Origin of the sequence: Vibrio sp. TH_r3 (assembly GCF_033101115.1) — a bacterium.
Lineage (GTDB): Bacteria > Pseudomonadota > Gammaproteobacteria > Enterobacterales > Vibrionaceae > Vibrio.
Map to the genome: position 1 here is coordinate 15,374 of NZ_JAWMPW010000032.1, position 14,616 is coordinate 29,989.

Consider the following 14,616-nt stretch of genomic DNA (forward strand, 5'->3'; position numbering starts at 1 on the left):
ACGACTAATTCTTTTGCGTCTGACTAACCAGCATGCTACAAATCTATCGCTAGCGAAAACTATAATAAACTTAGGTAATTAAATACCTAGAAATCTCATAACGACATCTTACTTACCCCCTCCGTTTACGGAGGGTTTTTTTTATTCTTTTTTCTGTTTTATATTCTCGATAGTTTTATCTATTAATGCACGTGCGATAGTACCTTTAGGGGCTATCGGCGGTATTTGTTCGGGTGTAAACCATTTTACATCCGCGAGCTCAGAATAATCAGGTTTGATATCCCCTGATTCATAGTCTGCTAAAAAACCGATCATCATATTAGTAGGAAAAGCCCATGGCTGGCTGTCAAAATAGCGGATATTGTTAATGTTTAGTCCGGTTTCTTCTTTTACTTCTCTGGCAACACATTGCTCTAATGTTTCACCTACTTCTAAGAAACCAGCGATTACTGTGAACATTCCGCCTTTGTGTTGTGGATGTTGAGCTAATAAAATTTTGTCATCGTTTCTTACCGCTACAATGATACAAGGAAAAATTCTCGGGTAGTGTATCTTACGACACTCTCCACATTGCATCGCTATTTCATTATGATTTAAAAAATTTCGTCCACCACACTGAGCACAAAATCGCTGTGTTTGAGTCATATGACCATATTGAATTGCCTTACTTGCTAATAAGAATAACGCTTGCGGCATCAACAAATGGTCTCGAAGAGAAGTCATTTCTAATGGAGACTCTATATCTACTTCATTAACCCACATAACGTCACAATTTTCATATTTGCCAATGCAAATCGCTTTTTCTGGCGGCAAGCTTAGATCTTTATGGTTGCCAAATGGGATCTTATCATCGACTAACCAAAGCGAACTGCCATTCACAACTATCCAATAGGCATCATCCTCATTATTTTTCACTCTATTTTTTAACATCCTTTGACCTCGTCACTTGAAGTTACTTTATTTTACTGGCAATCTAAATTCATACCAGAATTAGTTTTCGTGCAATGAAGTTTAATATTACTTTTGGTATCAAATAGATAATAATTTCATATACGCCCCTGTAACGGGATTTCTCGATTGTCGCAATGTGCGCAATCTGATCATGAGGGACATGGTCATGTTAAATAAATTTAAAAAAGTACAAGAACAATGGGGCGGATCAAGCGATGTAATTGATCATTGGCTCGATACACGACAAGTGGTTATCGTCGAATATTGCCACCTCGCAGCACTCAGCCCAAACGCGAATAAAAAGGCGGTTGAGCGACTTCCTACTCCTCAAGAGTTACAACAGTTTAGCCAACACCTAGTAGATTACATTTCTGAAGGCCATTTTAAAATTTATGAAATGGTTATGGATAAATGGAAATCCACTGGCTTTTCTCCAACTGATGAAATAAACCAAACTTATGGACAAATAATTCTGACCACGGACCCCCTGCTCAATTTTACCGACAAATATGCAGATGTAGACCAAGACGATACTTTGGATGATTTTGACAGTGATTTGTCATTAATTGGTGAGATTATTGAAACTAGATTTGAAGTGGAGGATTATCTTATTCAATTGATAGCCGATAGTTTAGCAGTCCCACCCGGCGCGTAAACTAATCACAGTATATTATTATAGTTAAACCTAACCTCGAATCGAGTAGAGTGGAAGCAATTGAAACGCCCTTCTCTACTTGGACTTGGATCTTGCGGTAATATCATATTTTACCTGTCTCGTTACTTTTACTTGCCCTTTCTGCTAACCAAGCAACTAAATGAACAAACAGCAATATGATTCCGCATACAAGGCTAAGATAAAAACCGGTACATACTGTCCCCAAGTATGTTCCAACTAATGCAGAACTTACCCACGGAAAAATCAGCTCCACAGTATTAATAGCAGCGAATCCCGCATAAAAATCGATAATAGAAAATAACTGTAACGGTATTCGAAGGCATGTACTAATAGTCAGCTGTTTGCTCTGCTTGACATAACCCTTCTTAGCAAGATAAGTGTCTAATAAAACGTAAATAATAATCCAGGTCGCAATCCCTAATATTATACCTGATACAACAAATTCTCCCGAGTTCACTGCAACGTTAAACGCGTATATCGAGTTTGCGACAACTATCAATACCCACTTGATTAATATATTCATAGGCAATTTACTTTCAACGCTCCATTGAACTTATGCTTTTTGACATCAAAAGTTTATATAGATAATGTTTGATTAATATAGCATCATTGGTTTTTTAAACCTTTCTGCATGCCAAACTCCGTTGGCTCAAGTGGCTACGCATAAACGAAAAAAAAAGCACCCTAAGGTGCTTTTTTTGATGCGTTGTTAATACTTATTCTTCCGAAGAAAAGCCAGCATTAAGCAGTGCAGCAAGATTGTCTGTAGCTTGCTCAGCAGACGGCGCTTCTGGGCCTCCACCTTCACGAAGTTTCTGACGCTCTTGGTGGTAGGCGAAACCAGTACCAGCAGGAATTAGACGACCAACAATAACGTTCTCTTTCAGGCCACGTAAATCATCACGCTTACCAGAAACAGCAGCTTCTGTTAGCACGCGAGTCGTTTCTTGGAACGAAGCGGCAGAAATAAACGATTCAGTTGCTAGAGATGCTTTGGTAATACCCAGTAGTTCACGTTCAAAACGCGCTGGCTCTTTACCTTCCGCTTCTAGAGCGCGGTTAGCAATTTTAACGTTAGCGTATTCAACCTGTTCACCAGCAAGGAACTCTGAGTCACCTGCATGAGTAATGGTACACTTACGTAGCATCTGACGAACGATAGTTTCAATGTGCTTATCGTTAATCTTAACGCCTTGCAGACGGTATACTTCTTGTACTTCGTTTGCAATGTAAGAGGTTACCGCACGAATACCACGTAAACGTAGAATATCATGTGGTGTTTCTGGACCGTCGGCAATAACATCACCACGTTCGATCTTCTCACCTTCAAACACGTTTAGTTGACGATGCTTAGGAATCATCTCTTCGTAATGCTCACCACCCTCTCTAGTGATAACAAGGCGACGCTTACCTTTGGTCTCTTTACCAAACGACACAGTACCTGTGTGTTCAGCAAGGATTGCAGGCTCTTTAGGCTTACGCGCTTCAAATAGATCAGCAACTCGAGGAAGACCACCGGTGATATCTTTGTTTCCACCTGATTTCTGTGGAATACGAGATAACGTGTCACCGATACCAACTTCTGCACCATCTTCGATTTGAACAATCGCTTTACCTGGTAAGAAGTAATGAGCAGGCATATCAGTGCCAGGAATCATTACATCTTTACCTTTCGCATCAACAAGTTTGATAGCTGGACGCATATCTTTACCTGCTGTAGAACGAGCTGCTGGGTCGGTTACTTCGCTTGAAGAAAGACCAGTTAAGTCATCAGTTTGACGAGTAACGGTTACACCATCAATCATATCCACATATTGGATACGACCTGCCACTTCAGTAATGATTGGCATGGTGTGCGCTTCCCAGTTAGCAACGATGTCGCCAGCGGTAACGTCTTCGTCATGCTTCTTACTCAGCATAGAACCGTAAGGTAGTTTGTGCTTCTCTTTCGTACGGCCGAACTCATCAATAATCGTCAGTTCAGATGCACGAGAAGTAATGACAAGTTTATTATCTTTATTAATAACGAACTTAGCATTATGAAGTTTAACCGTACCAGTTGTCTTAGCTTGAATGCTGTTCTCAGCAGCCGCTGTTGAAGCAGCACCACCGATGTGGAACGTACGCATGGTAAGCTGAGTACCTGGTTCACCGATAGATTGAGCAGCAATAACACCTACTGCCTCACCTTGGTTAACAAGGTGTCCACGTGCTAGGTCACGCCCATAACACTGAGCACAACAACCAAAGTCTGCATCACAGGTCACTACAGAACGTACTTTCATACGGTCTACAGAGTTTTCTTCCATGATTTGACACCACTTCTCATCAATTAGAGTATTACGTGGAATCAATACATCATCGGTACCTGGTTTCAGTACATCTTCAGCAACAACACGACCCAATGCTAACTCAGAAAGTGCAACTTTAACGTCACCACCTTCAATGTGAGGCATCATGTCGATACCTTCATGAGTTCCACAGTCGTGTTCATGTACAACGACATCTTGAGCTACGTCTACTAGACGACGAGTCAAGTAACCTGAGTTTGCTGTTTTCAGTGCCGTATCCGCAAGACCCTTACGAGCACCGTGCGTAGAGATAAAGTACTGAAGTACGTTCAAACCTTCTTTAAAGTTTGCAGTAATCGGGGTTTCGATGATTGAACCGTCTGGACGAGCCATCAAACCACGCATACCAGCAAGCTGACGAATCTGTGCTGCAGAACCACGAGCACCGGAGTCAGCCATCATATAGATGCTGTTAAACGATTCTTGCTGCTCTTCTTCACCATCACGGTTAATTACAGTCTCTGTCGACAGGTTATCCATCATAGCTTTAGCAACACGGTCGTTGGTTGAAGCCCAAATATCGATAACTTTGTTGTAACGCTCACCCGCAGTAACCAAACCAGACTGGAATTGCTCTTGGATTTCGCGAACTTCTTCTTCTGCTTCAGAAATTTCAGTGTATTTAGCTGCAGGAACAACCATATCGTTGATACCAACAGAAACACCAGACAGCGCTGCGTATGCAAAACCTGTATACATGATTTGGTCAGCAAAAATAACCGTATCTTTAAGTCCAAGCTTACGATACGCCTCGTTTAGAAGGGTAGAAATTTGTTTCTTACCTAACTTCTGGTTAACAAGGCTAAATGGCAGACCTTTTGGTACGATTTGCCAAAGCATGGCACGTCCAACGGTAGTATCAACCATTTTAGTATTGGTTGTGCTTTCGCCATCTTCATCGACAACAGTTTCAGTGATGCGAACTTTAACGCGAGCATGAAGTTCAGCAGACTTGGTACGATAAGCCTTTTCTGCTTCTTCTGGCCCAGCAAGGTACATGCCCTCACCTTTAACATTAATCTTGTCACGAGTCATGTAATAAAGACCCAATACAACGTCCTGAGAAGGTACGATAATTGGATCACCTGATGCTGGAGACAAAATGTTATTCGTCGACATCATCAGTGTACGTGCTTCAAGTTGCGCTTCCAAAGTTAGAGGTACGTGTACCGCCATTTGGTCACCATCGAAGTCAGCGTTGTATGCCGCACACACAAGTGGGTGTAGCTGAATTGCTTTACCTTCGATAAGTACTGGTTCAAACGCTTGAATACCAAGACGGTGAAGTGTTGGTGCACGGTTTAACAATACTGGGTGTTCACGAATAACGTCATCTAGAATATCCCAAACAACCGCTTCTTCGCGCTCTACCATTTTCTTCGCTGCTTTAATTGTCGTAGCCATGCCACGAGTTTCTAGCTTGCTGTAGATGAATGGTTTAAAGAGTTCTAGTGCCATCTTCTTCGGAAGACCACACTGATGCAGACGTAAATATGGACCTACTGTAATTACAGAACGACCAGAATAGTCAACACGTTTACCTAGCAAGTTCTGACGGAAACGGCCTTGTTTACCCTTGATCATATCAGCAAGAGATTTCAATGGACGTTTGTTAGAACCAGTAATCGCACGACCACGACGACCATTATCTAAAAGCGCATCAACGGATTCTTGTAGCATACGTTTTTCGTTACGCACAATAATGTCCGGAGCCGCAAGCTCTAAAAGACGCTTCAAACGGTTGTTACGGTTAATCACACGACGATATAGGTCGTTCAGATCAGATGTCGCAAAACGACCACCATCTAGTGGCACTAGAGGGCGAAGATCTGGTGGAAGAACTGGAAGAACTGTTAAAATCATCCATTCTGGATTGTTGCCAGAACTGATGAATGCTTCAACAAGCTTCAAGCGCTTAGTGATTTTTTTACGCTTAGTTTCTGAGTTAGTAGTCTCAAGTTCTTCACGCATTTGTTCAGTTTCAGCGTTAAGATCCATAGTAGCAAGCAGATCTTTGATCGCTTCTGCACCCATCTTAGCGGTGAACTCGTCGCCCCACTCTTCTAGACGATCTAGATACTCATCTTCTGTCAGCATCTGACCTTTTTCTAGATCAGTCATACCTGGCTCTGTTACTACGTACATTTCAAAGTAAAGTACGCGTTCGATATCACGCAGTGGGATATCCATTAACAGACCAATACGAGATGGTAACGATTTTAGGAACCAGATATGGGCAACTGGAGACGCAAGTTCAATGTGACCCATACGGTCACGACGAACTTTAGTTTGTGTAACTTCTACGCCACACTTCTCACAGATAACACCACGATGTTTTAAACGCTTATATTTACCACAAAGACATTCATAGTCTTTAACTGGTCCAAATATACGCGCACAGAAAAGCCCGTCACGCTCTGGTTTGAACGTACGATAGTTAATCGTTTCAGGTTTCTTAACTTCACCAAAAGACCATGAACGAATCATGTCAGGTGATGATAGACCGATTTTGATAGCATCAAATTCTTCGGTCTTATGCTGTGCTTTTAGAAAGTTTAATAAGTCTTTCACAATCAGCTCCTGTAAGGAGTTAAAAGGAACTCGTTAGATGGACTAACCAGTCAATAACGAGAACCTTTCTACCGATAATCCTGTTATCTTCCTATAAGTATTTATAGGAAAACGGGATTACTCTTCGTCTTCTAGCTCGATGTTGATACCTAGCGAGCGAATCTCTTTCAACAATACGTTGAACGATTCAGGCATACCAGGATCCATACTATGGTTTCCGTCTACGATGTTCTTATACATCTTAGTTCGGCCATTCACGTCATCGGACTTAACAGTCAACATTTCTTGTAGAGTGTAAGCAGCACCGTATGCTTCTAGTGCCCATACTTCCATCTCACCGAAACGCTGGCCACCGAACTGAGCTTTACCACCTAGTGGTTGCTGAGTTACTAAGCTGTACGAGCCAGTAGAACGTGCATGCATCTTGTCATCAACAAGGTGGTTTAGTTTAAGCATGTACATGTAACCAACCGTTACAGGACGCTCAAACTCATCACCAGTGCGACCATCGAATAAACGTAACTGACCAGATTCTGGTAAGTCACCTAATTTCAATAGCTCCTTGATTGATCCTTCAGGTGCACCATCAAATACAGGCGTTGCAATCGGCAAACCACCACGAAGGTTATTTGCTAATGTACGAACTTCATCATCAGAAAGCTCTGCGATGTTAACTGTCTGGCGTGTGTCACCAAGATCATAAACCTTTTGCAAGAATTCACGGAAACGAGCAAGTTCTTGCTGTTCCTTAAGCATTTGGTTGATCTTGTCACCAATACCTTTAGCTGCTAGACCCATATGAACTTCAAGGATCTGACCGATGTTCATACGCGATGGAACCCCTAGTGGGTTCAATACGATATCAACAGGTTGACCTTTTTCATCGTATGGCATGTCTTCAACAGGGTTAATCTTAGAGATTACACCTTTGTTACCGTGACGGCCGGCCATTTTATCACCAGGCTGAATGCGACGCTTAACCGCTAGATAAACCTTAACAATCTTAAGAACACCAGGAGCAAGATCATCTCCTTGAGTGATTTTACGACGTTTGCTTTCAAACTTCTTATCGAAATCGGCTTTAAGCTCATCCCACTGCTCGGCTAATTGCTCAAGCTGTGATTGTAGTTCATCGTTTTCTAACGTTTGCTCTAACCATTGTTTACGGTGGATAGAATCAAGCTTAGCTTCAGAGTAACCGCCTGAAACAAGTACAGCTCTTACGCGCGCAAGTAAACCACCTTCTAGAATCTCAAATTCTTCGGTAAGGTCTTTCTTCGCTTCTTTTAACTGCATTTGCTCAATTTCAAGTGCACGCTTATCTTTCTCAACGCCATCACGAGTGAAGACTTGAACATCGATAATCGTACCAGAAACAGAATTAGGCACACGTAATGATGTATCTTTAACGTCTGACGCTTTTTCACCGAAGATAGCTCGTAAGAGTTTTTCTTCAGGAGTAAGTTGAGTTTCACCTTTTGGTGTAACTTTACCTACAAGGATGTCACCACCTTTAACTTCAGCACCAATGTAAACAATACCTGATTCATCTAGTTTAGATAAAGCAGATTCACCCACGTTTGGAATATCGGCTGTGATCTCTTCAGAGCCCAACTTAGTGTCACGCGCCACACAAGATAATTCTTGAATGTGGATAGTAGTGAAACGATCTTCTTGAACAACACGTTCAGATACAAGGATTGAATCCTCGAAGTTGTAACCGTTCCATGGCATAAATGCCAAGCGAATGTTTTGACCAAGTGCCAACTCACCAAGGTCTGTTGAAGGACCATCAGCAATAACGTCACCTTTTGCAACTGGTTCACCAGGCAATACGGTTGGACGCTGGTTAATACATGTGTTCTGGTTAGAACGTGTGTACTTGGTTAGATTGTAAATATCAATACCGGCTTCACCAGGTACTAATTCACTTTCATTCACCTTAACTACGATACGAGATGCGTCAACTGACTGGATCGTACCGCCACGTTTTGCTACTGCTGTAACTCCTGAATCCACAGCTACATTGCGTTCAATACCGGTACCAACAAGAGGCTTATCAGCTCGTAATGTAGGCACGGCTTGACGTTGCATGTTCGCACCCATTAAGGCGCGGTTCGCATCATCGTGTTCTAAGAACGGGATAAGCGATGCAGCGACAGATACAACCTGGTTGGTTGCAACGTCCATGTAGTTAACTTGATCACGTGGGTGAAGACCAGATTCGCCTTTTTGACGTGCTGTAACCAATTCTTCACTAAACGTATTTGTTTCAGTCAATGCAGAGTTTGCCTGAGCAATGATGAACTGACCTTCTTCGATAGCAGATAGATAATCTACTTCATCAGTCACAATACCATCGACTACACGACGATAAGGTGTTTCTAAGAAACCGAAATCGTTACAACGTGCAAAAGCAGATAACGAGTTAATTAGACCGATATTTGGACCTTCAGGCGTTTCGATCGGGCATAGACGACCGTAGTGAGTTACGTGAACATCACGTACTTCAAATCCCGCACGTTCACGAGTAAGACCACCTGGACCCAATGCAGAAATACGACGTTTGTGCGTCACTTCTGATAATGGGTTGTTCTGGTCCATAAACTGTGACAACTGCGAAGAACCGAAGAACTCTTTAACAGCAGCAGAAATCGGTTTAGCGTTGATCAAATCTTGAGGCATGATTGCATCAAGGTCACCAAGGCTTAAGCGTTCTTTTACTGCACGCTCAACACGTACTAAACCAACACGGAATTGGTTTTCTGCCATCTCACCTACGCTACGAATACGACGGTTTCCTAAGTGGTCAATATCATCCACTTCACCTTTACCGTTACGAATCGAGATGAGTTTTTTCATTACTTCAATGATGTCGGTTTCGTCAAGAATACCTTGATCACCTGCATCTTCGCGGCCAATAGAGCTATTAAATTTCATACGACCAACAGTCGATAAATCATAGCGTTCTTCAGCGAAGAATAAGCTTTGGAATAAAGCTTCCGCTGCGTCTTTTGTTGGTGGCTCACCAGGACGCATCATGCGATAAATTTCAACTAACGCAGATAAACGATCAACAGTGCTGTCAACACGTAACGTGTCTGACATGAATGGACCATGATCTAAATCGTTAGTGAACAGAACCTGTAAGTTCTTGTGACCAGCTTGAGACAGATTCGCTAATGCTTCTAAACTAATCTCTTGGTTAGCTGCTACAATAACTTCACCGGTATCTTCATTGATATAGTCTTTAGCTGCGACTTTACCAACAATATATTCTACTGGTACTTCAATGAAGTCGACGCCATCTTTTTCAAGATTGCGAATGTGACGTGCAGTTACACGACGACCGGTTTCAACGTAAACTTTGCCGTTTGCTTCAATATCAAAGTTCGCTGTCTCACCACGTAGGCGATCAGGAACTAGCTCCATCATTAGCGTTTGGTCTTTGACTTCGAAATTAACTTTTTCGAAGAAAATGTCCAAGATTTCTTCTGTCGATTTATCCAAGGCACGAAGAATGATAGATGCAGGCAGCTTACGACGACGGTCGATACGCACGTACAAATTGTCCTTAGGATCGAACTCAAAATCTAACCATGAGCCACGGTAAGGAATAACACGTGCATTATATAAAACTTTACCTGATGAGTGAGTTTTACCCTTATCGCTGTCGAAGAACACACCTGGGCTTCGGTGCAGCTGGGATACGATAACCCTCTCAGTACCATTAATTACAAAGGTACCATTATCTGTCATCAGTGGGATTTCACCCATGTAGACTTCTTGTTCTTTAATGTCTTTTACTGTACCTGCAGGTGCATCTCTATCAAATACGACTAAACGCAGTTTAACGCGTAGTGGTTTTGAATAGGTAACACCACGAATTTGACATTCTTTAACATCAAAAACAGGTTCGCCAAGACGATAGCTAACGTATTGCAGCTCAGAATTGCCGTTATAGCTCTGAATAGGAAATACAGAACGAAAAGCAGCTTCAAGACCGTATTGTCCTTCGGGATCTTGATCGATAAATTTATCGAAAGAATCCAGCTGGATCGATAGCAAATATGGAATGTCCAAAACTTGTGGACGAGTACCAAAATCCTTACGGATGCGCTTTTTCTCGGTATAAGAGTAAACCATGGGGTTCCTCAGCTCGCTGATAAGTGACCCAATCTACCCAATCATTTTCTAACGAAAAGAGCGGGGCAGTACTAGCAACTGTTTACTGTAGACCCTATGCAAGCTGACTTACATAGTGTTTTTTTGCATGGATATTGGTATCTAAACAGCAGGAAAATTCACCAACACCCTACAGCGCAAAAAGGCCGGTGGTCATAAAACCACCAGCCATTAGCCTTTCGGCTAAGCTAAGTAATTATTACTTAACTTCAACAGTAGCACCAGCTTCTTCTAGAGTAGCTTTAAGTGTTTCTGCTTCTTCTTTAGACACGCCTTCTTTAATAGAAGCAGGAGCGCTATCAACTAGACCCTTCGCTTCTTTAAGACCTAGGCCTGTAGCACCACGTACTGCTTTGATAACAGATACTTTGTTACCGCCAACAGAAGCAAGAACTACTTCAAATTCAGTTTGCTCTTCTGCAGCATCACCAGCAGCAGCGCCACCAGCAACAACTGCTGCAGCAGCAGAAACGCCGAATTTTTCTTCCATAGCTTCGATAAGCTCTACAACTTGCATTACAGACATTTCTGCAACTGCGTCTAGGATTTGTTCGTTAGTAATAGACATAACAATTCTCTTTTAAGTCAACAATTAGTTTATTTTGCAATCAATAAAAAGCAAGGCTTACGCCGCAACTTCTTCTTTTTGATCGCGAACAGCAGCGATAGTACGTACCAGTTTACCAGCAGAAGCTTCTTTCATGCACATCATTAGGCGCGCAATTGCTTCGTCGTAAGTTGGTAGTGTCGCTAATACTTCTGGATCAGTCAGTACACCTTCAAATGCAGCCGCTTTGATCTCAAATTCTTTATTCTCTTTTGCGAAATCTTTAAAAAGACGCGCACCAGCACCTGGGTGCTCGTTAGAGAAAGCGATCAAAGTAGGACCTACGAATACGTCTTTAAGACATTCGTAGTCTGTGCCATCTACAGCGCGACGTGCTAATGTGTTACGCACAACTCTCATGTAAACACCCGCTTCACGCGCTTGTTTACGTAGAGAAGTCATTGCGCCAACAGTAACGCCACGAGAGTCAGCTACAACTGCAGAAAGTGAACCACTGGCCGCTTCGTTGACTTCAGCAACAATTGCTTTTTTGTCTTGAAGATTTAAAGCCATTTTGGATTTACTCCTGGTTGTTGTTACACCACCCAATACCTATAAAAGGGTATCGGGAGTTAATACGGTGCATTCCCAGAAAAGACTCAACCAATTTGGTCTCGCTTTATCAGTTCGGGCACCGTCTACGTAGGTAGATATTAAGTTTCAAGCAAAAAGTTTGAAACGCCTACGGTCTTGGACGGAGACTACTCAATAAAGTGAATTGTGCAAAAAATCATCACAAATAACTTGATTTTCGAGCAGTCCCAACCACAAATTAAACAGGCGCAAGATTATACATTAATTTTGCGCCTGTGCAAATTAGTTTGCTACAGTGTTCAGGCTAACCTGATCAACCGTCACACCAGCACCCATAGTTGTAGAGATGCTTACTTTCTTCAGGAAAACGCCTTTTGCTGAAGATGGTTTAGCTTTCTTAATTGCTACTAAAAGAGCTTCTAAGTTCTCTTGTAGTTGTGCAGGTTCGAAAGAAACTTTACCAATAGTTGTGTGAATGATGCCATTCTTGTCATTACGGTAACGAACCTGACCAGCTTTCGCATTTTTAACTGCTTGAGCAACGTTAGGAGTTACAGTACCAACTTTCGGGTTTGGCATAAGACCGCGTGGACCTAAAATAGTACCAAGTTGGCCAACAACGCGCATTGCATCTGGAGAAGCAACAACAACGTCAAAGTCCATAACGCCTTTCTTAACTTGCTCAGCAAGATCTTCCATACCTACGATATCTGCGCCAGCTTCTTTAGCTGCTTCAGCATTTGCACCTTGGGTGAATACTGCAACGCGGATTTCACGGCCAGTACCGTGCGGAAGCACAGTCGCGCCACGTACATTTTGGTCTGATTTACGAGCATCGATGCCAAGATTAACTGCTACATCAACACTTTCTACGAATTTAGCTGTCGCTAGCTCTTTAAGAAGTGCGACTGCTTCGTTGATTTCGTATTCTTTAGTCACGTCAACCTTGTCACGGATTACGCGCATACGTTTAGTAAGTTTTGCCATTATCTTAACCCTCTACCACTAGGCCCATTGAACGAGCAGTACCTGCGATAGAACGTTTCATTGCTTCAACGTCAGCGCCAGTCATGTCTGCAGCTTTTGTTTCTGCAATTTCTTGCAGCTGAGCGTCAGTTACAGTACCAACTTTCTCAGTATTTGGACGACCAGAACCAGACTTAACACCTGCCGCTTTCTTCAGAAGAACAGCTGCTGGTGGAGTCTTAGTAAGGAACGTGAAAGAACGGTCGCTGTATACAGAGATAACAACAGGGATCGGTAGACCTTTCTCAATTGATTCTGTTTTCGCGTTAAATGCTTTACAGAATTCCATGATATTCACACCGTGTTGACCTAGTGCAGGACCAACTGGTGGACTTGGGTTCGCCATACCTGCTGCTACTTGCAGCTTGATATAAGCTTCAACTTTCTTAGCCATGATATTTCCTAATGATTGGGTACAATCGCTAATCTATTGGATCAGCTCCCCGCTTTTTTAATAAGAATTTATAAAAAATTCAATAATAACCTATAAAAAGGCGCGAAATTATAATCACATTTCACGCCTTAAACAAGTCTAAAAAGATGTTTTTTTAATCAAGTTTTTCTACTTGGCCAAATTCTAACTCTACCGGTGTTGCACGACCAAAGATCGATACAGACACTTTTATGCGGCTTTTTTCGTAATCTACTTCTTCAACCGTACCATTGAAGTCGGCAAATGGGCCATCGTTAACACGTATTACTTCACCGGCTTCAAACATAGTCTTAGGACGCGGCGCTTCGCTTGCTTGTTCTAGACGATTCAAGATAGCATCTGCTTCTTTATCCGTAATTGGAGCTGGACGATCAGAAGTACCACCAATGAAGCCCATCACGCGTGGAATGCTACGTACTAGGTGCCAAGATTCATCGTTCATTAACATCTGAACAAGAACATAGCCTGGGAAGAATTTGCGTTCACTCTTACGGCGTTGGCCAGCACGCATTTCAACTACTTCTTCTGTAGGAACAAGAACTTCACCGAAGTAATCTTCCATCGCGTGCATTTTTATATGCTCACGCAAAGATTGAGCTACGCGACCCTCATAGCCTGAAAAAGCTTGAACTACATACCAACGTTTTTTTGGAGCTTCACTCATGAATTAAAACCCTCATGCACCAGTAACAAAGGAAACAAGGCGAACCATAATGCCATCAATTCCCCAAAGTACTAAAGCCATAATAATACATACGACCAAAACGATCAGTGTTGTTTGCATAGTTTCTTGGCGCGTAGGCCAAACAACCTTGCGAACTTCCATACGAGATTCGCGGGCAAAACTGATCGCTGCTTTACCTTTCACTGTAGTTGCAGCGGTACCAAGCGCAGCGGCAATTAATACAACCACACCAGCGACACGTATCACAACAGACATTTCACCATACAGGTAATTACCCACTACAGCAGCGGCTAGCAGAGCAAAAGCGATAATCCACTTAAAGGTATCTGCTGCACTTGAGCTATTAGGAGTTTCAGCGTTTGCGTTCATAAAACCAACCTGTTTCAAGTCTTCACTTTAGACGACAACAACCCCGCTGCTGCAGGGCTCATTCTTTCATACATTAAAAATTCTAATGTATCGACCAGTCAAGATAAACACCTCAACTAGAAAATTCTTTATTTTTCAATAAGATCGACATAAAAATAGCCAACCCTTTTTTCTTGTGCTTAAAAAGGGCATCAAATGATGCCCTTTTTACTAGCGGTTCGTCAAATC

The 14,616-nt window shown here is 42.3% G+C and carries 11 protein-coding genes; 1 reads left to right on the plus strand and 10 read right to left on the minus strand.

From position 1 onward, the window contains the following. Positions 1-141: 141 nt before the first annotated feature. Positions 142-930 carry an NAD(+) diphosphatase gene (gene nudC / locus R3X26_RS17285; protein WP_317718578.1) on the minus strand — a complete coding sequence of 263 codons (789 nt, stop codon included), beginning with the start codon at positions 928-930 and terminating at the stop codon, positions 142-144. Positions 931-1,111: 181 nt separating this feature from the next. Between nudC and rsd the strand changes: the two genes are divergently transcribed. Next, on the plus strand, positions 1,112-1,606 hold the full coding sequence (rsd, locus tag R3X26_RS17290) for a sigma D regulator (protein ID WP_317718579.1): 495 nt from the start codon (positions 1,112-1,114) through the stop codon (positions 1,604-1,606). Positions 1,607-1,709: 103 nt separating this feature from the next. Here the strand turns inward: rsd and R3X26_RS17295 are convergent, their stop codons facing one another. The 9 genes from R3X26_RS17295 to secE form a co-directional block, all read right to left on the minus strand. After that, positions 1,710-2,150 carry a hypothetical protein gene (locus R3X26_RS17295; protein ID WP_317718580.1) on the minus strand — a complete coding sequence of 147 codons (441 nt, stop codon included), beginning with the start codon at positions 2,148-2,150 and terminating at the stop codon, positions 1,710-1,712. A 193-nt stretch (positions 2,151-2,343) separates the two neighbouring features. After that, a complete protein-coding gene (gene rpoC / locus R3X26_RS17300) occupies positions 2,344-6,549 on the minus strand; it encodes a DNA-directed RNA polymerase subunit beta' (RefSeq protein WP_317718581.1) in 4,206 nt (1,401 codons plus the stop codon). Positions 6,550-6,666: 117 nt separating this feature from the next. Further along, positions 6,667-10,695, minus strand: a complete 4,029-nt coding sequence (gene rpoB / locus R3X26_RS17305) for a DNA-directed RNA polymerase subunit beta (protein WP_317718582.1) — start codon at positions 10,693-10,695, stop codon at positions 6,667-6,669. Positions 10,696-10,933: 238 nt separating this feature from the next. Further along, a complete protein-coding gene (gene rplL, locus R3X26_RS17310) occupies positions 10,934-11,302 on the minus strand; it encodes a 50S ribosomal protein L7/L12 (RefSeq protein WP_317718583.1) in 369 nt (122 codons plus the stop codon). Positions 11,303-11,359: 57 nt separating this feature from the next. Beyond that, entirely contained in the window at positions 11,360-11,854 is a 495-nt protein-coding gene (gene rplJ, locus R3X26_RS17315) for a 50S ribosomal protein L10 (RefSeq protein ID WP_317718584.1), read from the minus strand. A gap of 303 nt (positions 11,855-12,157) precedes the next feature. Then, on the minus strand, positions 12,158-12,862 hold the full coding sequence (rplA, locus tag R3X26_RS17320) for a 50S ribosomal protein L1 (RefSeq protein ID WP_317718585.1): 705 nt from the start codon (positions 12,860-12,862) through the stop codon (positions 12,158-12,160). Positions 12,863-12,866: 4 nt separating this feature from the next. Continuing rightward, positions 12,867-13,295, minus strand: a complete 429-nt coding sequence (gene rplK, locus R3X26_RS17325; RefSeq protein ID WP_317718586.1) for a 50S ribosomal protein L11 — start codon at positions 13,293-13,295, stop codon at positions 12,867-12,869. A 154-nt stretch (positions 13,296-13,449) separates the two neighbouring features. Beyond that, positions 13,450-13,998 carry a transcription termination/antitermination protein NusG gene (gene nusG / locus R3X26_RS17330; RefSeq protein WP_317718587.1) on the minus strand — a complete coding sequence of 183 codons (549 nt, stop codon included), beginning with the start codon at positions 13,996-13,998 and terminating at the stop codon, positions 13,450-13,452. A gap of 12 nt (positions 13,999-14,010) precedes the next feature. Beyond that, positions 14,011-14,388, minus strand: a complete 378-nt coding sequence (gene secE, locus R3X26_RS17335) for a preprotein translocase subunit SecE (RefSeq protein WP_317718588.1) — start codon at positions 14,386-14,388, stop codon at positions 14,011-14,013. Positions 14,389-14,616: the final 228 nt, after the last annotated feature.